The sequence below is a fragment of the Tardiphaga sp. 42S5 genome, from assembly GCF_034044155.1.
Taxonomy (GTDB): domain Bacteria; phylum Pseudomonadota; class Alphaproteobacteria; order Rhizobiales; family Xanthobacteraceae; genus Tardiphaga; species Tardiphaga robiniae.
In genome coordinates this window covers 4,986,529-5,005,266 of record NZ_CP139027.1, presented here as the reverse complement: position 1 = coordinate 5,005,266, position 18,738 = coordinate 4,986,529, and the positions used below count along the sequence as shown (strand labels likewise).

At 61.0% G+C, this 18,738-nt stretch carries 16 protein-coding genes, 1 tRNA gene and 1 pseudogene; 9 read left to right on the top strand and 9 right to left on the bottom strand.

Annotated features, from left to right (window positions below; all coding sequences use genetic code 11):
• Positions 1 to 96 precede the first annotated feature (96 nt).
• Positions 97 to 1,269 carry a DUF2336 domain-containing protein gene (locus SFY93_RS23310; protein WP_093762054.1) on the top strand — a complete coding sequence of 391 codons (1,173 nt, stop codon included), beginning with the start codon at positions 97 to 99 and terminating at the stop codon, positions 1,267 to 1,269.
• A 145-nt stretch (positions 1,270 to 1,414) separates the two neighbouring features.
• Here the strand turns inward: SFY93_RS23310 and SFY93_RS23305 are convergent, their stop codons facing one another.
• The 6 genes and pseudogenes from SFY93_RS23305 to SFY93_RS23280 all read right to left on the bottom strand — a co-directional run bounded on the left by SFY93_RS23305 (position 1,415) and on the right by SFY93_RS23280 (position 6,368).
• Positions 1,415 to 1,996, bottom strand: coding sequence for an Hpt domain-containing protein (locus tag SFY93_RS23305; RefSeq protein ID WP_320444784.1), 582 nt, complete (start codon positions 1,994 to 1,996; stop codon positions 1,415 to 1,417).
• 22 nt (positions 1,997 to 2,018) lie between these two features.
• A complete protein-coding gene (locus tag SFY93_RS23300; RefSeq protein ID WP_068731951.1) occupies positions 2,019 to 2,564 on the bottom strand; it encodes a response regulator in 546 nt (181 codons plus the stop codon).
• A gap of 95 nt (positions 2,565 to 2,659) precedes the next feature.
• Positions 2,660 to 3,202, bottom strand: a pseudogene (locus SFY93_RS23295) (alpha/beta fold hydrolase); the annotation flags it as partial.
• 199 nt (positions 3,203 to 3,401) lie between these two features.
• Entirely contained in the window at positions 3,402 to 4,181 is a 780-nt protein-coding gene (locus SFY93_RS23290) for an NAD kinase (protein WP_120286903.1), read from the bottom strand.
• 122 nt (positions 4,182 to 4,303) lie between these two features.
• Entirely contained in the window at positions 4,304 to 5,692 is a 1,389-nt protein-coding gene (locus SFY93_RS23285; RefSeq protein ID WP_320444783.1) for a serine hydrolase domain-containing protein, read from the bottom strand.
• Positions 5,693 to 5,807: 115 nt separating this feature from the next.
• On the bottom strand, positions 5,808 to 6,368 hold the full coding sequence (locus SFY93_RS23280) for a tetratricopeptide repeat protein (RefSeq protein WP_320444782.1): 561 nt from the start codon (positions 6,366 to 6,368) through the stop codon (positions 5,808 to 5,810).
• 293 nt (positions 6,369 to 6,661) lie between these two features.
• Between SFY93_RS23280 and SFY93_RS23275 the strand changes: the two genes are divergently transcribed.
• From SFY93_RS23275 to SFY93_RS23260, 4 genes are all read left to right on the top strand, one after another.
• Complete coding sequence (locus SFY93_RS23275) at positions 6,662 to 6,949, top strand: His-rich protein BRANT (RefSeq protein ID WP_320444781.1); 288 nt, start codon at positions 6,662 to 6,664, stop codon at positions 6,947 to 6,949.
• 220 nt (positions 6,950 to 7,169) lie between these two features.
• A complete protein-coding gene (locus tag SFY93_RS23270) occupies positions 7,170 to 7,601 on the top strand; it encodes a hypothetical protein (RefSeq protein ID WP_414716957.1) in 432 nt (143 codons plus the stop codon).
• Positions 7,602 to 7,925: 324 nt separating this feature from the next.
• Positions 7,926 to 8,645 carry an outer membrane protein gene (locus tag SFY93_RS23265; protein WP_089264886.1) on the top strand — a complete coding sequence of 240 codons (720 nt, stop codon included), beginning with the start codon at positions 7,926 to 7,928 and terminating at the stop codon, positions 8,643 to 8,645.
• 1,242 nt (positions 8,646 to 9,887) lie between these two features.
• A tRNA-Thr gene (locus SFY93_RS23260) sits at positions 9,888 to 9,962 on the top strand.
• 996 nt (positions 9,963 to 10,958) lie between these two features.
• Here the strand turns inward: SFY93_RS23260 and SFY93_RS23255 are convergent.
• The 3 genes from SFY93_RS23255 to SFY93_RS23245 all read right to left on the bottom strand — a co-directional run bounded on the left by SFY93_RS23255 (position 10,959) and on the right by SFY93_RS23245 (position 13,787).
• Positions 10,959 to 11,987, bottom strand: coding sequence for a 2,5-dihydroxypyridine 5,6-dioxygenase NicX family protein (locus SFY93_RS23255; protein WP_320444779.1), 1,029 nt, complete (start codon positions 11,985 to 11,987; stop codon positions 10,959 to 10,961).
• 219 nt (positions 11,988 to 12,206) lie between these two features.
• Positions 12,207 to 12,875, bottom strand: a complete 669-nt coding sequence (locus tag SFY93_RS23250; RefSeq protein WP_320444778.1) for a TetR/AcrR family transcriptional regulator — start codon at positions 12,873 to 12,875, stop codon at positions 12,207 to 12,209.
• Positions 12,876 to 13,040: 165 nt separating this feature from the next.
• A complete protein-coding gene (locus SFY93_RS23245) occupies positions 13,041 to 13,787 on the bottom strand; it encodes a TetR/AcrR family transcriptional regulator (RefSeq protein WP_320444777.1) in 747 nt (248 codons plus the stop codon).
• Between the two features lie 252 nt (positions 13,788 to 14,039).
• Here SFY93_RS23245 and SFY93_RS23240 point away from each other — a divergent pair, with 252 nt between their 5' ends.
• From SFY93_RS23240 to SFY93_RS23225, 4 genes are all read left to right on the top strand, one after another.
• Positions 14,040 to 15,098, top strand: a complete 1,059-nt coding sequence (locus tag SFY93_RS23240; protein ID WP_320444776.1) for a Rieske 2Fe-2S domain-containing protein — start codon at positions 14,040 to 14,042, stop codon at positions 15,096 to 15,098.
• Positions 15,085 to 16,038, top strand: coding sequence for a PDR/VanB family oxidoreductase (locus tag SFY93_RS23235; RefSeq protein WP_320444775.1), 954 nt, complete (start codon positions 15,085 to 15,087; stop codon positions 16,036 to 16,038). Before SFY93_RS23240 ends, SFY93_RS23235 begins: the two co-directional genes overlap by 14 nt.
• Before the next feature lie 30 nt (positions 16,039 to 16,068).
• Complete coding sequence (locus tag SFY93_RS23230) at positions 16,069 to 17,310, top strand: FAD-dependent monooxygenase (RefSeq protein WP_320444774.1); 1,242 nt, start codon at positions 16,069 to 16,071, stop codon at positions 17,308 to 17,310.
• Between the two features lie 137 nt (positions 17,311 to 17,447).
• Positions 17,448 to 18,671: an ABC transporter substrate-binding protein gene (locus SFY93_RS23225; protein WP_320444773.1), complete on the top strand. Its 1,224-nt coding sequence runs from the start codon at positions 17,448 to 17,450 to the stop codon at positions 18,669 to 18,671.
• The last annotated feature ends 67 nt before the right edge of the window (positions 18,672 to 18,738 follow it).

The following is an 18,738-nucleotide window of genomic DNA, read 5'->3' as shown; positions in this document are numbered from 1 at the left end:
GCTTATGGTGAACCGTTTGTTAAGTGGGATGGTTTATTTTCTCTGACAGTGGCATCGCGTTTCGGTGTTGATCTTGTTGCGTAGGCTGGCAGAACCATGATTGTTCGGCAGTTCATCAGTTGGGTACGGACCGCTCCAGCCAGCGAGCGGGCAGAGGCAACGCGCTCTTTGGCGCGGGCCTGGATTTTTTCTGATCTTTCAGACGACGACCGTGCCGCCGCCGAAGGCGCGCTGCTGATGCTGCTCGATGACGCATCGCCGCTGGTGCGCCAGGCCATGGCGCAGGTTTTTGCCCGCGCGCCGTCGGCGCCCCCGGCCATCGTACAGGCGCTGTCGGTGGATCAGCCCTGCGTGTCGCTTCCAGTGCTTGAACATTCGCCGCTGCTGATCGATGCCGATCTGGTCGACATCGTCGCGACGGGGAACAGCGAACTGCAATGCGCGGTCGCGCGCCGCATCAATCTGCCGATTTCGATCTGCGCCGCCATTGCCGAAGTCGGCTCTGCCGCTGCGGCGCTCGAACTCATTGAAAATCCGTATGCCGAACTGGCGCAATTCTCCTGGGACCGTATCGTCGAGCGTCACGGTCATCTCGCCGCCATCCGCGAAGCGATGCTGGCCCTTGGCGACCTGCCGGCCACGACGCGTCTCGCGCTGGTGGCCAAGCTCTCCGAAACACTGACCCGCTTCGTCGTTGCGCGTAACTGGCTGTCGCCGGATCGTGCCGAGCGCATTGCCGACGAGGCGATGGCGCGCTCCACGGTCAACATTGCCTCGCGTTCGCGCGGCGACGAGATGCGCGATCTCGTGCATCACCTGCGCGAAGCCGGGCAACTGACCGTCGGCCTGATCCTCCGCGCCCTGCTGTCGGGCAATCTCGACCTGTTCGACCAGGCGCTGGTGGAGCTGTCCGGCCTGCCGCAGAGCCGCGTGGCCGCGCTGGTCTATGACGGCGTCGGTGCCGGGCTGAACGCATTGCTTGCCCGCGCAGGCCTGCCGGAGTCGACATTCCCTGCCTTCCGCGCCGCGCTGGCTGCGCGCAATGAAATCGGTTTCATCGGCTCCGTTGGTGGCGCCGTGCGGCTGCGCCGTCGCATGGTCGAGCGGGTGTTGACGGTGTGCGAGACCGATGAAGCGGCGTCCGAGCCGCTGCTGATCCTGCTGCGGCGTTTCGCAACGGAATCGGCTCGCGAGGAAGCGCGGGTGTTCTGCGATGAACTGGCCGAACAGGCGAATGCGCGCGACGAGTATCAGCTGATCGCGGCGTAAGCATCGAATATCTCAGTCATGCCCGGCCTTGAGCCGGGCATCCATCGTTCGACATCAGCGCATTTCAATAGATGGATGGCCGGGTCAAGCCCGGCCATGACGTGGAGAGTGTTTCGATCGCATCAAACGAAATTGCGGAGCGACGCTATTCCTTCGGCACGATGCTCGGTGCCGAGATCATCTCAAGATGGTCCGGCCGATCCCGATTGACGACCGTCAAATAGTCATCCGCGACGGCACGCAGGCGGGCGCTGAGTTCGTTGGCTACGCCGGCCTTCTCGATGGTGTTGTGTTCGCGCACGATGGCCTGGATCGCATCGATATGGTGCTGGATCAGATCCGCCGGCACCACATCGAGATCGGGGGCGTGTTCGAGAATCCGGCACAGGCTTTCGGCGGCGACGCCAGCGGCAGGAAAGCCGAAGGTCGAGGCGTCGCCCTTGATGTCGTGAGCGGCGCGAAACAGCTCGCCGCGGGTGTGCGTATCGAAGCCCTTCTTCAGGATCGCGGCATGTGCTGCGGCAAGGCGGTCGCATTCGCTGCGCATCCAGGTCTTGAACTCGCCGGAGAGATTGGCCAGAGCCTGTTCGGCGCGCGCGACGGGATCGTCGAGCTCACGATCGATGACGCGGCGGATCGCGTGCTTCAGTGTGTTCGGCGGCGTGATGACCTGGTGATCGGCGAAAGCCTGCACCTTCGGCGGCGCCGGCGCTTTGTTCTTGGCCATGGTCGTTTCTCCGAACATTGCGCTAGCCAGTGACACGGGCTTTATCTAGCAGCGACGGCTGCTGCAGAACCTCGGCTTCGCCGCCGTTGCGGCGTTCAGGTCCGATATAGGCGACGGTTGTGTTGCGGCGGCGGTCGGGCCCGAAATAGTTCTTCGTCTTGATGAAGGGGCGGGGATGCGCGACCACGCTCATGATGCGCAGATAAAGGCCCTTGGCCGAGATCGGCTTGGCCAGAAATTCGGTGACGCCGGCATCGCGCGCCATGGTGATGCGTCGTTTTTCGGAATGGCCGGTCAGCATGATGATCGGCGCGTAGGGATTGCCCTTGGAATCCGGCTGCCGGATCATCTGCGCCAGTTCCAGCCCGTCGAAAATCGGCATCGCCCAGTCGGCGATCACGATGTCAGGCACGTAGTGGCTGTACATTTCCAGCGCCGTGGCGCCGTCCTCGGCTTCATAGACTTCGCGGGCGCCGAACGAATGCAGCAGCGTGCGCAGGATGCGCCGCATGTGCGGATTGTCGTCGCAGACCAGAAAACGCAGCTTGTTGAAGTCGATACGGAACATGATGCGGCTCGAACCGGGCTGGGACCGTTACCCGACGTTAACCATACCGCGCCGCGTCTTAACGAATGGTTGAGGCACTGCAGGAGCCCAATCCGCTATGGGGACGTCCCAAGTCGACGCGATATTGCAAGAATCGCGTCCGCGGTCTCTGCGGGGCGGAGCATGGGATGCAAATGCGTGCCATTTAGCCTCGTAACTGGCCAGGCGCGTCGCTGAGCTTCTGCGGCTGCATGATCGTAAATTGTTGAAGTCTGGATGAAGCCGGCAGGCACATGATCCCAGCGCGGGAGTTCGATCGTGTCATCGAACCAATCGACGTGCATTTTGGGAAGTTCACTTTCGAATTGCGCGAAGGCTACGGGATCTCTGGCCAAGATATCAATGCCAACCAGAGATGCGCGACGGGCATCCCCAAAAAACCATTGTGACCAAATCGGAAGCGTCCCGTCGGCACCGGCGAGGTTTTTCACGTGGTCGTGCAAGGCGGGTCTGACGGGTGAGGCTGCGCCATGCGATGGGGGCACATCGCCATCGACAATGATGACACCACGCATGGGCAGCCTGGTCGCCAGATCGACAGCAAGATGACTTGCAGAACTATGTCCCACCACAATCAGTTGGCTGCTCGGCACGATATGATCGAGAAGACTTTGGGTCCATGCGCTCTATGCAGGTGGCGAGGCATGGTAAGCCAATATGTCCGGTACTTGGACATGGCATCCTGCCCCCCGCAGATGTTCGGCCGCCGACTCCCAGCTTGATCCTCGGACCAAGGGGCCTGCCACAAGGACGAAATCGAACGGCATAAGTCCCTCGGCGGTATCAGTTGGATGAATTCTAGTATCCGAACTGTTCGCTCAGGATGCGTTCTTCCAGGCTGTGGCCGGGGTCGAACATCATGCGCATCGAGATCGACTTGTCGGAGATGATTTCGACCCGCCGGACATCGCGGGCTTCCTCATTGTCGGCGACGGCGGCCACCGGGCGCTTTTCGCCTTCCAGCACCTCGATCGCGACGATCGCCGTATTGGGAAGCAGCGCACCGCGCCAGCGCCGTGGGCGGAACGCGCTGATCGGCGTCAGCGCCAGCAGCGCGGCATTGATCGGCAGGATCGGACCCTGCGCCGACAGGTTGTAGGCGGTCGAGCCGGCCGGCGTCGCCACGAGGATGCCATCGGCGGCAAGTTCGGCCATCCGTTCGCGTTCATCGATGAGGATGCGCAGGCGCGCCAGTTGATGCGTCTGGCGAAACAGCGAGACCTCGTTGATGGCGTGATGGATGTGCACGCCGCCATGGACGTCCGTGGCGCGCATCAGCAGCGGGTTGATCAGCGTCTCGCGCGCCGCGGTGAGGCGCGCATGCAGATCAAGCGTTGAGAACTCGTTCATCAGGAAACCGACGGTGCCGCGATGCATGCCGTAGATCGGTTTGCCCGTGCGCATGAAGTCGTGCAGCGTCTTCAGCATCAATCCGTCGCCGCCGAGGGCTACGATGATATCGGCGGTTTCCGGATCGGCATTGCCATAGAGCTGCGTCAGCTGGTCGAGCGCTGCCTGCGCTTCCGCACTGGTGCTGGCCACGAAGGCGATCCGGTCATAGCGCTTGGACGGGTTCATCAGGGGATCGCCGGCTCATGCTGCGTGATTGCGCGGGGTCGTCTAGCCGACCTCGCTGGGGCTTGTCGAGCGAAAGGATAGCAGGTCTTTGAGACGGCCGGGCTGCAGGGAGCGCCGCATCGTTAACGGGGCGAGCGGCGCCCGGTTGCTCCATATTTGCGGGTCAGCTCCTCCGCGACCGCCTTTTCGGGCCTTAATTTACTGCCGGCGAGCCAAACCTCGGTCACTTTCCCGGTCTTGCTACGGACCCTCCGGACTGCTTCCCCATAACTGGAATAACCCGCGGCCGCGGCGATCGTGCCCTTGTCCTTGCCGGTCACCTCGATCTCGGCGACGTCCATGAAGGGATTGATCGCCTGAGGCGTGGCGACCAGCACCCGGTCTCCGATGGGCACCAGATCAAACGCGCTCCATGAGGTCCACATGCGTCCCGTCCAGTCGCGGACGCGCTTTTGCGGCGCGCCGCGCTGGGCGAATGCGCGCAGGATATGCATGGCGCCATCAACCCAGATGGGCGCCCAGCCGTCGGTGGCATTGGTGAAAATCGAGATCGTCAGCTCGCAGGCCGGGATCACGGCGGTGCGCGAGATATAGCCATGAAATCCGCCATTGTGTCCGAACCAGTCCCAGCCGGCGGTGGTGCCGTTCATGGTGCCGAGGCCGTAATAGCTCTCGATAGTTGCGTGCGGATTGCGCCAGTGCCGCCGCGTCATCTCACGCCGGCCCGCCGCAGACAGCACGCTGTGCTTTGCATTGGGTGCAAGCTGCGCGAAGAAGCGCGCGACGTCGGCTGCGGTGCTGACGAAGCCCGCAGCAGGCGTGATGGCGTGGCACGGCGTGTCGCCGGGAATGACCAGACGGCGGTCGAGCGGAAGCCGCGGCGTATGACCTTGCGCGAGGGGCGCGCCCTTTGTCAGCGGCATGTCGGGCTGGGTCTCGCGCAGGCCGACCGCATCAATGATCTCGCGCCTGATCCAGTCGCGATAGGGCTCGCCGGTGACAGCTTCGATGACGAGGCCGAGCAGGCCAAAGCCATGGTTGGAATATTTCAGCCGCGTGCCGGGCGCAATCGCGGGCGGTTGCTGCAGCTCGGACAATAGCTCCTTCTTGTCGAGATAGGGGCGGCTGTCGATGAACTGCCCGGCATCGACGCCGTCGCGCGTGAGGCCGGCGCTATGCGACAGTAATTGTCCGATAGTCGTTGCAGCGACCTGCGGATGCAGGCCTTTCACATGGTCGCCAACGGGATCGTCGAGGCGCAATTTGCGTTGCTCGCGGAGCTTCATCAGTCCGGCAGATGTGAAGCTTTTCGAATGCGAGGCGATCCGGAAGCGATGCCGCGGCGTCAGCTTCTCGCCGGTCGCGAGGTCGGCGTGACCGAAGGCATATTCAGCGACGATCTTGCCGCGATGCGCGATGGCCACGAGGCAGCCGGGTTGCTGCGTCGTTGCCATCTGGAATGAGAGCCAGTCGTGGATGTAGTCGAGTGCGGGCTTCAGCCAGGGATCCATCAGAGGTCTCAATGTGAGGAGAGCGTCGCAGCCGCGAATATGAGCTGATCTTTCAGCCATAACAAAGCCGGCACAATCCGAAGGATTGCACCGGCTGACTGATCCGCGAATGGGATCAGTAGGTGGGACCGGAGCCGGGCGCCTTTTCAAGCGCAGCAGCGAGCGATTTATATTCGGCGGAGTCCTTGCCGCTCAGCGAAGCAATCTTGTTGAGATGATATTGCGCCTGATCGCGGTTGCCCTGTTCGACCTGCCACAATCCGTAATACTGCCAGGTGCGGACATGAGCGGGGTCGGCCTTCAGCGCGCGCTCGTACCAGATCTGCGAGACCTTGTAGTCGCCGAGCTTGCGATAGGAGTAACCGATCAGATTGGCGACATCGGCGCGATCGTCCTGGCCGAGCGCTTTGAGCTGCGCGATGGCGGCCGTGTAGTCCTGCTTGTCATAGACCGTGGCATAGGCCGCACGATAGTCGGCGAGGAACGCGGTATTCTCGGTGTTCGGATTCCTGGTTTCGGTTTTCTTCTTCTTGTCCTTGGTGCCCTTGGTGTCGGACGCCGGCGGTGCGGAAGGCGTATCGCCGCCTGCGGCATAGGCCGAGGTCATGAAGGGCGTGGCGGCAACGGCCACGGAAAACATTGCCAGCGTCGTCAGCCTGATCGCGAGGTGGGTCATGCAGCGCTCCTGTTTGCAACAGCAATAATCTGACACGGAAGTCTCAGGTTGTGAACACCGGGCGTGGGTGTTCATTCCCGCTTTTGCCGACATGAGGAGCAGACTTGGGGCAGCAGACTTGGGGCAGGACGCCTGACCCAGCCGATCATGACGAGGATGTCACCGAGATGAACGAAGTCTGTCCGGCGCCGTCAGAGTGGGTTCAGGGCAGCGTCGCTAGTCTGACTGCATTGATCGACAAGCCCGGCCAACCGACCGGTCAACTTCGTGATCGAGACCGACAGGAGACGACCATGTTGAAGATGTTTTCCGCAGCTGTGATTGCCGCATCCATCCTCGCGGCGCCAGCGATGGCGGCCGGGCCGGGCCGCACCGTGACGACGCACAAGGTGGTGACGACCGAGCGTCACGTGCAGCCGGGTGCGCTGAATGCCAATGCGAAGATGATCCATCGTCATCACGACTATCGGCATCACCAGCGCCATGTGCGGCCGCATTTCCACTTCCACAAGAAGCTAGGCGTGAGCCACACGCACAAGCACACCGCCATCCAGACCACAGTCGTGCACAAACGCGGCTGAGGGGGCTCCGCGGTCGCGGCCTCATATTGCCCAGCCGCGATCGCGGAGTTTCAAGGCCGGCCTGCTGCACCTATCCCCTGGGATGCATAACATCCCTGAGGTGCGGCAGGCCGGTTCGTTTGCGCGGGTCCGTCACCGAGATGCGAATTCCAATTCCGGAGCGAACCGTCTAGGAGAGGCATGACGGGGACACGCCTGCGTAATTGAGACGGCGCGACAGATGAGACGGCATTTGGGGATATCTTTGAGACGGGCAGCAGCGGTACTGCTGCCGCTGTGGCTTGCAGCATGCGGAGGAGGCGGCGCCGGTGGTATCAGCTTCACGGATGATCAGGGCGTTGCCGCCCAGCCATTTCCGACCAATTATCGCGTGGACCTTTTGGCGTTCTTCAAGACCTATCTGAACAATCCGGTCGGCGTTCGTGACGCCATGATGGCTGAGCCGGTGCAACGCACCGTCGGCGGACGGCTGCGCTATGTCAGCTGCGTGCGCTATACGGCGAAGGATTTCGACGGCAGCTACACCGCGCCGCAGGAGCGGGCGGTATCCTATGTCGACAAGCGCCTCGATCGCATTGTCGAGAATGTCACCGAAGCCTGCGCCGGCGCCACCTACGCGCCGTTCCCCGAAATGGAAAAGATGACGCGGTAGCGCGTTGTTGGCAGCTCTTTAGATCTACTGTCCGGTGCTCGATGCGAGTACGCTTGATGCCGGCGTTGTCGCCCTCAACTGACCGCAACGTCGCCACAAGATTGCCGCAGCCCGACGTGGGTATCCAGACACTGAAAAACCCGATCAAGTTCGTGTGAGCACTGAACCAAAAGCGCTTCTGCTCCGTCTGAAAATGAATAAATCCAAAAGTGTTGCTGCTTTGTCGCAGTCGGCAAACATCGATGTGGCAACGCCTGCCGTGAAGCAACCAAACTGCCGCCACGTTGTTTTTCGATGGTCATTACGCAACACAGGGGAACAACCATGAAGAAGCTTTTGCTCAGCGCGTCGGCCATCGTTGCCGTGGCCGCGATCTCGTCTTCAGCCTTCGCTGCCGACCTTCCGGCGCGGACCTATACCAAGGCCCCGGCCTATACGGCGCCGGCTTTGGTCTACAATTGGACCGGTTTCTACATCGGCGGCCATCTCGGCGGCGCCTTCGGTGACGGCAACAGCCTCGTCGGCGATAGCGGCCGGTTCATGGGCGGTGTGCAGGGCGGCTTCGACTATCAGTTCGCCACCAACTGGGTGGTCGGTGTCGAAGCCCAGTACAGCTGGCTGGCGAGCAGCAATACCAGCCTCGTCTTCCCGAATGGCACGACCATCACGGGCGGCGGTAACGATCAGCTCGGCTCGGTCACCGGTCGTCTCGGTTACACCTGGGGTCCGGCACTGCTCTACGCCAAGGGCGGTTACGCCTGGAAGGATAACAACAACCTGACCATCGCCGCTGTGGCTCCCGCGGTTGCTGTCATCGATGGCAACAAGAAGGACGGCTATACGGTCGGTGGCGGTCTCGAATACATGTTCTCGCCGAACTGGTCGGGCAAGGTCGAATATCAGTACTACAACTTCGGCAACACCACGATCACCTCGACGGCCATTCCCGGCGGCTCGACCAGCTTCAACAACGACGAGCACACCATCAAGGCCGGCCTGAACTATCGCTTCGGCTGGGGCGGCCCGGTGGTCGCCAAGTACTGAGCAAGTACGAAACCGATTCAATCTTCGACGGAAAGGCCGGCATCACGCCGGCCTTTTTTGTTTGTGGGGGTGTCGTCCTGCCGCTACGTGTGTGGCGCTGATAACGCGTTACGTCGTCACGGATCCAAATTTCAAACAGCCACTGTTCTGCAGACATGCGTCATCGCCCCCATTATTTGCGGCGCGGGGGCGCCGTCGTCTCTTGCATTCCCACCCTCTTGTGAGAGGGCGTGCGGAACGCCGGGTGCCCGTTGCACCCTTGGGCCTGATGCGAATGCGGTCTTCCGCAAGGATAATGCATCAGGACTTTCGGAGGCGCCGAGCGATTGCCCGACGTTCCGCATACGGTGTTTTTTCGGTTGCTTGCACTTTGCCTCAGCGAACGATCCGATCACCGAATTAAAGTCCCAAGGCGATGGGAAGGGAGCCTCAAGCGAGTAAGCCGAACGCGTTTTGACTTGGTCGTCCGTCACACTGTCCAGGGGTCTTTCCACCCAGGGCCAGCCGTCTCCTTGCCAGTGGCAGTGCTGGCGCAGATCCGTCCTGCCCGAAGACAGACGTCACCCGTGAACCGCGTGACGCCGCATCTCCGGCGTCCACCGCATCCCACCCCGCGAACGTGACGATCGCGATCGCCCCTCTCGGTGGGGCAGCACGAAGGGGAATATAAACCTGATGGAGATGTTGTCAACGAGATATAGGAAAAAATGTTTGGGTGCTGTCTTGCCGCCCCGCACTCGTCATTCCGGGGCGACTGCGCGCGTTCGCGCAGGCGAACCCGGAATCCCGACCTGTTCAGCGCAAAACACTTCGAGATTCCGGGTTCGCGCTCTGCCGGCTTCGCCGGCGACGCGCGCCCCGGAATGACGAGCGCGGGGCAGTAGACAGTCGAGCTCTCCGCTGCCCCCGCACCAGGAATCGAAAGTAAACGAGTCCTGAATCCCGGGAAAAATAAGGTTCGAGACTCCCTTGCCAGAATCGCTTGATGGTTGTCGGGCGATGAGAATGATCGACAATATCCGCAGCGACGGGGTGCAGGTGGCACTCACGGTCGCCCTGATGGCCGCCTGTGCGGTCAATCTGCTGCTGCTTTACGCATGGCTGTAAGCGCATGCGCCGGTTTGGCGCGCGGGAGTAGCCCTTGCCGGACAACTCTGATATCTGACTGCGCGACGCGGGCAGGCGACTGATCCGGACGTCCCATTTCGATCTTGGGCAATCAATTAACCCATTGATCTTGTTGCCGGTTTAGCTCAGCGGTAGAGCAGCGGTTTTGTAAACCGAAGGTCGGGAGTTCAATCCTCTCAACCGGCACCACCAATTTAGCCGAAAGATAGTCATCTGGGTTTGTAAGAGCCGCTAGACGGCCCTTGTCTCGATACGATATGGCGCATTCTTAGATCTTGGCAGAACGACGACAGAATCAATGAGCTCACGGAGGTTGTGGCGTAGCTGTTGATCGACCGTTTCAGCGATGGTGATGTGTTCCAAACAATCTTGGAAACGCTTTATCGCAGCCGGCTGCAGATCAGCTTTTAGTATGCTTTCGTCTGATTTTGCGCTCTCTAGTCGAAGTTTGGCAAGCGCCTCCCTTTTGTGGAGGTACCGCCATAATCATCGCGTGACCGTCAAAGCCATCCGCACAGATGCCAATAGGCACGCGAACGTGCCCGATGGGGTTGAAGCCGCCGTCAGTCCGCCTTGGCTCGCGGCCCTAGTCGTTCTCCCGACGCGAAAGGGAAGCAGCCGATCCATTCTCAGGCGGCCAAATCGCTTGATACGTGTTCCGCGCGCTGCCTTTGGCTTGAGGATGGCTCGCGTCATATTCGGCTGCGATAAGGTCGCCGTAGGACCATTCAAGAACGCGTGAAAAATTGAGCTTCCACGATGACCAGTTTGGCGAGCGCATGTGTGCGTTTCATTCGGTTGGCGGTTGAAGCTTTCAACCAGTACAAGCAAAGGGTATGCCACCCTTTCTTGGTGCTGCTCCGAGTGTCGATCACATGAAAGGCGCCGTCTCTTGGGAGGCGGCCCGCTTCGCCGCTGCTGGGCGCGATAGGCGCCAGCGTTCCCGCTCTGAATAGCGTAGCGCCGGTCCAGTGTAACGGCCGCTCGCGCAGCGACTACGGCATGCGTTGACAAGGAAAAGACGATCGAGTGTGCGGATTGCAGACAGCCTGCTCGATTGAGACGGCAAGCTTGCCGGAGATTCAACCGAGGCATCTTAAGAAATAGCGGGCAACCCATCTCGGCTTTGGTTTAAAAGAGCGCTTGGATCGACGCACGCAATACGTCGCCGGCGCCCGCGGCCGCTTAGCGGCTCATTTGAATATCCTTCACGACCACATCGCCATCGATCACGACGGGCTCGTCGTCGAGCAGAAGTGAGCAATTGCGCATCGGGATGTCCAGGTGGCAGGCGGTGTCGTTGGGGCCGCCCAGTTCGCTGTTCGGGCCCGTCGAGAACATGACGTTCCCGTAGAAGCTGCGCGGCTCCATTCCCATTCCGCCGGTAAATTCGCCCGGTACGAAGTTGTGCCATCTGGCCTGCGGGTTCATGCCCCAGCCGACATGACTCATGCCGAAACCGCGCTTGTCGTTGAACGAAGCCATATAGGCTTTGACTATCTCCGCCTCGAGGCCACCGCGGATGTCGGTGACCCACCCCTTCTCGATGGTGTAGGTGATCGGTTCGCGCACCATGATGTTCTGCGGCAGCAGGATATCGCCAGTCGCCACGACGATCTGGCCGTCGACGCCATCGTCGTCTCCGCCGGTGAAGACGAAGCCTGATGGCCAATGGTCCCAGCGACCGGGTGTGTCATTGCAGGCATATTCTGCAATCGTATCGTAGGTGTTGAGCTTGTAGGTCACGTCGGTGCCGTGTGGCGACGTGATGCGCATGACCTTTGCCTTGTCGAGAAGGCCGGCGGCGATTTCGACTTTCTCGCGTAGCTCCGGATAAGGCAGCATCCGGGCAAGCAAGTCCGGTGGCTCGACCGCGGTGAGAATGCGGGTGCCGGCGGCCTGGATCGCAAACTGCTCGGGCGAGAACAGCAGGAAGATGCAGTCGATCAGCATGTCGCAATTCTTCAGCGCTTCGACTGCATCGGGCAGGGCGGCCAGGCCGGTCACGCCGACGTTCCAGCCCGCGGTCGGCATCGGTGCGGGAAGGCGCATGTGATACATCCTGGCGCCGAGACGCTGGCCTGCGGCCATGAAAGCGTCGGCATATGACAGGCGATCGCTACCCTGAGTCAGAACGACGAGGCGCTCGCCTTCGCGAACCCCGGACATCTTGAGCTGATGCAGGCAGATTTCAGTGAAGCTGGCGTGATCCATCACTCTTCCTCTCGAAAGCTTATTGCGAAAGCTCGGCTCCTTTGTGGAGCGGCGCCGCATGATCTGTCGTGTACGCTCGCAAGCGCCGAGATCGCCGAGCGCGTCTTCAACACTCGTGTTTGGCGCCACGCAAAATAATTAAACGCACGATTAGTTTTCTTGCAAGAGGTTTTGATCGGTACTGTGCCGGCGGGAACGCCAGCCGAGCTGCGAAGGTGCTCAGCCTCTGAAGCCTGAGGCCGTGAACCGAACGATCTCCTCGATCAGCTTGGCGGCGGGCGGCGGGCGGCGTCGTATCCCGCTGATCTCTTCGATCCGATGGGCGTCTGACAGGATGTAAATGTAGATGCCGATGAATTGCGCAAAACGGAGATAGAGGTGCTCATCCGTTAGACGCGGTAACAGGTTGGCCAGAATTTTTACATAGGCCCGCACCGGCTGGTCGTAAACCTCGCGGCGCAATGCGTAGGCCGTCTCATCCGGCTCGGCGTGAAGCCGCGCCTGCAGACGCAGGAACGCGCGCCCCTGAGCGGACTCGCGCAGCTGAAATGGCGGCGTGATATAAGCGCGAAGAATGTCTTCGAGGGCGTAACGCTTCTTGGCGGTCACCTCGTCGAGCAGTTCCATGCGGCGCGTCGCCAGCCACGCACCGCGCCGAAGATAGACCTGTCGAAACAGCTCCTGCTTTGTTCCGAACCAGTAGTTGGCCATGGCTTGGGTGACATTGGCGTCTTCAGCGATTTCGCGTAGATTTGCTGCTGCATAGCCACGCTCGGCGAAGTAGCGCTCGGCGGCATCGAGCAGGGCCTCGCGGCTCTCGGTGCGTCCTTCCGGCCGCCCCAGGCTTCCCCGTTTCTTGGTCGCGCGAGCAGTTTTCGCTACCGCCATTTCAACCTCAGTTATCGCCATATCGATGCCGCGCGTCCGACGCGGTGACGGCGAAGGCTTGTCAGGCATAGCAATCGTGAGCTTGAGAGGCCAGAGTCGGGGAACGATCATCGATATAGTGACTGGCCGTCATCGTCCCGATCCAGGTCCGGGACAACGGCACTTTCACGACGTTTTTCGCCGACGCTTGGCCTTCGTCGGCGCGGCGGCGAGAGGCGCGGTTGCCTCCCGGCACATGCCGCCGGCAATGAAGGCGACGGTCTCGGTCATCAATCTCGACGCGTCCTTGGGATCATAGGCGTCAGGTAACATGTCCTCCATGCGGTTGGTGTCGGAGAGCGCATAGAGATAAGTGCCGATCATGAGTGTCATACGCCAATGCACGTCGAAGCGTGAGAGATGCGGCAACGCCTTGTGCAGCGCATCGATATAGAGATGCGTGGACTCGTCATAAGCCGTCTTGCGCAGCTCGTAAGAGAGATTGGGCGGCTCGGTATGCAGGCGGGCATGGAGTCGCAGGAAGGCGGGGCCATGCTCGGTTGAGCGCAGTAGCAGGACAGGTTGCAGGAAGGCCTCGACGATAGCGACGACGTCCCCAGCTTTGCCTTCGGCTTGCAATCTCGCCAGGCTTTCGACGCGGGCGTCGCCGATCGCCGTTGCGCGACGAAGAAAGGTCTCGCTGAAGAGATCGAATTTGGAGCCGAAATAGTAGCTGATGAGCGCCTGGGTCACGCCGGCCAGTTCGGAGATCTCGCGCAGCGTCGTTCCCGCATAGCCTTGATTGGCAAACACAACCTCAGCGGCATCCATGATGCCGGCGCGCATCGTCCCGTTGCCGCCTTCCGGCCGGCCGGGACGCTTGGTCGGCGGTTCGGCAGAAGGAACGCCTCGGCGGCCTGAAATGCGGTTCATGCGGACCTCATCTGGAATCCAGTGCCGTGGCAGTAATTCGAGCAGGCCGGCGCATAAAATCGATGCAAGCGACGTCGCGGAAATCGCGAAGAAGGCATTGCGGAACCGTGAGTCGGTGTTGCGGAAGCCATTTCCTGCCTTTTCTCAGGCTGGCACGGGGATTGCAATTTGAAATTATATAGCTGGCCAACAAAATAATTATATGGCCGGCCAATTAATGTCAGGCTGCGGCCAGTGTTTGAGGAGCCACGAATGTCCGTCACGACTTTATCGGCCCAGCGGCCGATCACCGCGCAGGATGGCTGTCAGGATCCGGTTTTGCTCAACGACTGGCATGTCGTCGGCTATTCCTCCGATTTCGCCTCCGACAAAATCCATCCCGTTCGCTTGCTTGAGCGCGACTTGATCGTCTGGCGCTCGGCCAACGGCGACATCCATGTCTGGGAAGACCTCTGCATTCATCGCGGCGCCCGGCTGTCGAGAGGCTGGATCAAGAACGATCACGTCGTTTGCCCCTATCACGGCTGGGAGTATGACGGCGGCGGTCGCTGCACCCTCATGCCTGCTGCTCCCGACGAGACGCCGATGAAAAAGGCGCGCGCCTTCCCCTATCAGGCAGTCGAGCGCTATGGCTTCGTGTGGGTGTGTCTCGGCGAGCCGACGGCCGACATACCGGTGTTCCCGCAATGGGATGATCCGAGCTTTCTGAAGGTCCATAGCGGCCCCTATATATATTCGGCCAATGGCTTTCGCTCGATCGAAAACTTCATCGATGCCAGCCACTTTCCGTTCGTCCATGCCGGCCTGAACGGCGTCATGGACAATCCGGATCGGCTTGAGCCCTATGACGTGTATGAGGTCGATACCGGCCTCTGCTCGTCGGAAATAAAGGTGTTTCAGCCGTGGGGCGATGCGCGCGGCATTCCGCTGATGGCGTTCTACACCTATCACACGTTCCGTCCGCTGGTGGCCTACTTCTCGAAGCGAACCCAGCAGGCGGACAAGTCCGGCAATATCGTTTCCGACAAGTCCGATATCTTCGCCACCTTCTTCGTCTGCCAACCGGTCGATGAGAAGACGACTATCGCGCGCGTTTGCGCAGCGATGAACGTGAATCCGCATCCCGATCCGAAAGTCGTGCGTGATCGGGCGGACGTGGTCTTCAATCAGGATCGCGAGATCGTCGAGTCGCAGCGACCGGAGCGCATTCCAACGGAGCTGCGCTACGAGTTGCATCACCGAACGGATCTGATGGGGCAACGCTACCGGAGCTGGCTGCGCGCCAAGGGCATCACCTATGGCGTCATCTGACCTCGGTTTGAGGTTGCGGCTGGTCGAAGTGCGATACGGAGCGCCGGGGATCAATCTCTACCGGCTCGCTTCGTCCGACGGCGCGACGCTGCCGGCTTTCGAGCCCGGCGCTCACCTCGATCTCGAGGTGGCGCCCGGACTGATGCGGCAATACTCGCTGCTTTGGCCGCAGCCAGCTTCGGACTGCTACGAGATCGCGGTGCAGGAGGCGTTCGACGGAAGAGGGGGCTCGCGTGCCTGGCATCGGCAGTCGGTCGCAGGAGAGATCTATCAGAGTTCGATCCCGCGCAATCATTTCCCGCTCGGCGCTACCAATGAGACGACACGTTACCTGTTCGCTGGCGGCATCGGCATCACGCCGATCGTCTCGATGTATCGCAAGCTTGTCGCCGATGGTCAGCCGGTACAGCTGCACTATTGGACGCGCAGCCCCGAAGCGACCCTGTTTCATGCCGAGCTTGCCGCCGTCGCCGACGGTAGCGTGCGGATTCATCACACCAGTGGACCAGCGCCACGTCTCGCCGATGTCCTTGCGGATACGCCGATGGAGGCGCCGCTGTATTGTTGCGGGCCGACGCGCATGATCGATGCCTTCGACGAACTGACCGAGCGGCGTTCGATCGACCTCGTGCATCGCGAGCGTTTTGCCGTGGCGCCGGTGGATACCGGCCCCACGGGCAGCTTCACCGTTCGTCTGGCGCGCTCGGGGCGCACGCTCGATGTCGGGGCAGAGGAGACTGTGCTCAGCGCCTGTCTCGCTGCCGGCATCGATCTTTCCTACTCATGCGAGGAAGGCGTCTGCGGTGCTTGCGAAGTCCGCGTTCTCTCGGGGCGCGTCGATCATCGCGACCAAGTGATTGCGCCCGCGGCGAGAGCGTCTTCCAGCACGATGATGGCCTGCTGCTCGCGCGGGCTGACCACACTCGAGCTGGACCTTTAATTCACGTGACGTCCTGTGATCGGAGACAACATGAAACATAATTTCCAAGTAGCCATCATTGGCGGCGGTATCGGCGGCGCGGCACTGGCCCGCAGTCTGGACCGGCTCGGCATCGATTATCACATGTTCGAACGCGCCTCGGCCTTGAGCGAAGTGGGTGCTGGCGTGCAGATGACGCCCAACGCCGTCAAGGTGCTTGAAGCGCTTGGACTGGGACCGGATCTGGCGGCGGCAGGCTTCCTGCCAGAGGCCATGGTGGGATGGAATTGGCAGAGCGGAGAGGAGTTGTTCCGCACGCCGCTACGTGAAGTATGCCCTCGAGTGTTCGGGGCCGAATTTTATCACGTTCATCGCGCCGACCTGCACACCATGCTGGCGAAAGATATAGCACCTGAGCGCATCACGTTCGGTGTGTCCTGCACTGGGCTGCGCCAGCAGGCCGGGCGCACGATCGCCTGCTTCGACGACGGCAGCGAATATGCGGCCGATCTGGTGGTCGGCGCCGATGGCGTTCGTTCGGCTGTCCGCGCCGCGCTCTGGGGCCAGGAACCGGCCAGCTACACCGGGCATATGTGCTGGCGTGCCCTTGTTCCGGTCGAACAGTTTCCACTGCCTTTCGTCACGCCGACGTCTGCCTTCTGGATGGGACCGAAGGGGCACGTGGTGACCTATTACGTCAAGGGTGGCGCGATGGTGAACATCGTTGCCGTCAATGAGAATCACGATTGGGTCGAGGAGTCCTGGACCATCAAGAGCAGCCGGCAGGAACTACTCGATGGGTTCGCGGGCTGGAACGACAACCTGATCCGTCTGTTCGAGCTCACCAATCCCGACCAGATCTACAAGTGGGGGCTGTTCGATCGCGATCCGATGCAACGCTGGTCGCGCGGCAATGCCACGCTGCTCGGCGATGCCGCGCATCCGATGCTGCCTTTCCTGTCGCAGGGCGCAGCCATGGCAGTCGAAGACGGCTATGTTCTCGCGCAGGCACTGAGCCATTTCGGCCCGGGCGATCTCGGCGCGGCGCTCGATGCTTATGAGGCCGAGCGCCGTCCGCGCACTACCCGTGTCCAGCTCGAAGCGCGCGAACGTGGCCGCACATATCATCTGTCTTCGCCCGAAGAATCGAAAGCGCGTGACCTCGCATTCAAGCTCGAGCAGGCGAAGAACCCCAACGCAGTCGGGATCAAGGCTGAGTGGGTCTACCAATACGACGCTCGCACCTGCCGTGATCGCTTCGGCAAATCCCCAGCCCTGAGCGCTGCTTCCTGAGCTGCGCCCAGTCAGGCGGCATGCTCCAGATCGGCATTTGCCTGTTCGGCACGGTCGATCGTCGGGAGCCGCCACCACGTTGTTCCAAGCAACCACAAGCGTTTCACGATCGCATCACCCACCGGAGAAGGTAAGTCATGACCAAGCAAGTGAGTTTTAGACACGTCCTACTGTCTGGCCTGGCGACGATTGCCATTGGAGCCTCGGTCCCGGCCAGGGCCGAAGACACCATCAAGATTGGCGAGATCAACAGTTACAAGTCCCAGCCGGTCTTCACCGACGGCTACAAGAAGGGCATGATGCTCGCCATTGATCAGATCAACGCCAAGGGCGGTGTGGCCGGGCGCAAGCTCGAGCTCATCACCCGCGATGACAATGCCAATCCGGGCGAAGCGATCCGCCAGGCAGAAGATCTGGTCACCCGCGAAAAGGTCGACATCCTTGCCGGCGCCTTCTACGCGCATATCGGTACGGCATTGACCGACTATGCGAAGCAGAAGAAGCGCTTCATGCTGATCACCGAGGCGCTGAGCGATAACATCGTCTGGGCCGTCGGCAACAAGTACACATTCCGCCTCGACTCCTCGACCTATATGCTGGTTTCTTCGCTGGTCGACGAAGCGGTGAAATTGAAGAAGAAGCGCTGGGCACTGATCTATCCAAACTATGAATTCGGGACGTCGGCTGCATCAGCCTTCAAGAGGTTGATGAAGGAGAAGCAGCCGGACGTCGAGTTCGTCGCCGAACAGGCGCCGCCGTTCAACAAGATTGATGCGGGCAGTGTGATCCAGGCTCTCTCCGACGCCAAGCCCGAGGCCACGTTCAACGCATTGTTCGGCTCCGATCTCGCTCAGTTCATCCGCGAGGGCAATACGCGCGGGTATCTCGGCGACCAGATGCCGGTGTTCAGCATCATCACCGGTCAGCCTGAATATCTCGAGCCGCTGCGCGATGAGATCCCCAAGAACTGGATGGTGACCGGTTATCCCTGGTACAGCATCAAGACGCCAGCTCATCAGGAATTCCTGACCGAGTATCAGAAGAAGTACGGCAAGGAGAATCTGCGGTTCGGTTCGATCATCGGCTATTCCACGATCAAGGCCATCGAGGCGGGTGTCGCGGCATCCGGCGGAAAGACCGACAGCGATTCGCTCGTCGCGGCGTTCGAAGGGCTCCAGTTTGATACGCCGGATGGCAAGACGAGCTTCCGCAAGATCGATCACCAGGCGACCTGGGGACTCTATGTCGGCAAGCTTGCCGTCGAGGACGGCAAGGGCGTGATGGTCGACTACCATTACGCGCCGGGCGAAAAATTGCTGCCGTCGGACGACGAAGTGCGCAAGCTGCGTCCTGCCGACTAACCTGATGCCGGGCGCCCCCTGTCGAGGGCGCCCGGTCGCGTTTGGATGCCACATCTGTCCCGAGCGA

Coding starts and splice junctions, on each gene's coding strand:
- SFY93_RS23310 (WP_093762054.1), top strand. CDS start 97: ATGATTGTTCGGCAGTTCATCAGTTGGGTACGGACCGCTCCAGCCAGC.
- SFY93_RS23305 (WP_320444784.1), bottom strand. CDS start 1,996: ATGGCCAAGAACAAAGCGCCGGCGCCGCCGAAGGTGCAGGCTTTCGCC.
- SFY93_RS23300 (WP_068731951.1), bottom strand. CDS start 2,564: ATGTTCCGTATCGACTTCAACAAGCTGCGTTTTCTGGTCTGCGACGAC.
- SFY93_RS23290 (WP_120286903.1), bottom strand. CDS start 4,181: ATGAACCCGTCCAAGCGCTATGACCGGATCGCCTTCGTGGCCAGCACC.
- SFY93_RS23285 (WP_320444783.1), bottom strand. CDS start 5,692: ATGGATCCCTGGCTGAAGCCCGCACTCGACTACATCCACGACTGGCTC.
- SFY93_RS23280 (WP_320444782.1), bottom strand. CDS start 6,368: ATGACCCACCTCGCGATCAGGCTGACGACGCTGGCAATGTTTTCCGTG.
- SFY93_RS23275 (WP_320444781.1), top strand. CDS start 6,662: ATGTTGAAGATGTTTTCCGCAGCTGTGATTGCCGCATCCATCCTCGCG.
- SFY93_RS23270 (WP_414716957.1), top strand. CDS start 7,170: ATGAGACGGCATTTGGGGATATCTTTGAGACGGGCAGCAGCGGTACTG.
- SFY93_RS23265 (WP_089264886.1), top strand. CDS start 7,926: ATGAAGAAGCTTTTGCTCAGCGCGTCGGCCATCGTTGCCGTGGCCGCG.
- SFY93_RS23255 (WP_320444779.1), bottom strand. CDS start 11,987: ATGGATCACGCCAGCTTCACTGAAATCTGCCTGCATCAGCTCAAGATG.
- SFY93_RS23250 (WP_320444778.1), bottom strand. CDS start 12,875: ATGGCGGTAGCGAAAACTGCTCGCGCGACCAAGAAACGGGGAAGCCTG.
- SFY93_RS23245 (WP_320444777.1), bottom strand. CDS start 13,787: ATGAACCGCATTTCAGGCCGCCGAGGCGTTCCTTCTGCCGAACCGCCG.
- SFY93_RS23240 (WP_320444776.1), top strand. CDS start 14,040: ATGTCCGTCACGACTTTATCGGCCCAGCGGCCGATCACCGCGCAGGAT.
- SFY93_RS23235 (WP_320444775.1), top strand. CDS start 15,085: ATGGCGTCATCTGACCTCGGTTTGAGGTTGCGGCTGGTCGAAGTGCGA.
- SFY93_RS23230 (WP_320444774.1), top strand. CDS start 16,069: ATGAAACATAATTTCCAAGTAGCCATCATTGGCGGCGGTATCGGCGGC.
- SFY93_RS23225 (WP_320444773.1), top strand. CDS start 17,448: ATGACCAAGCAAGTGAGTTTTAGACACGTCCTACTGTCTGGCCTGGCG.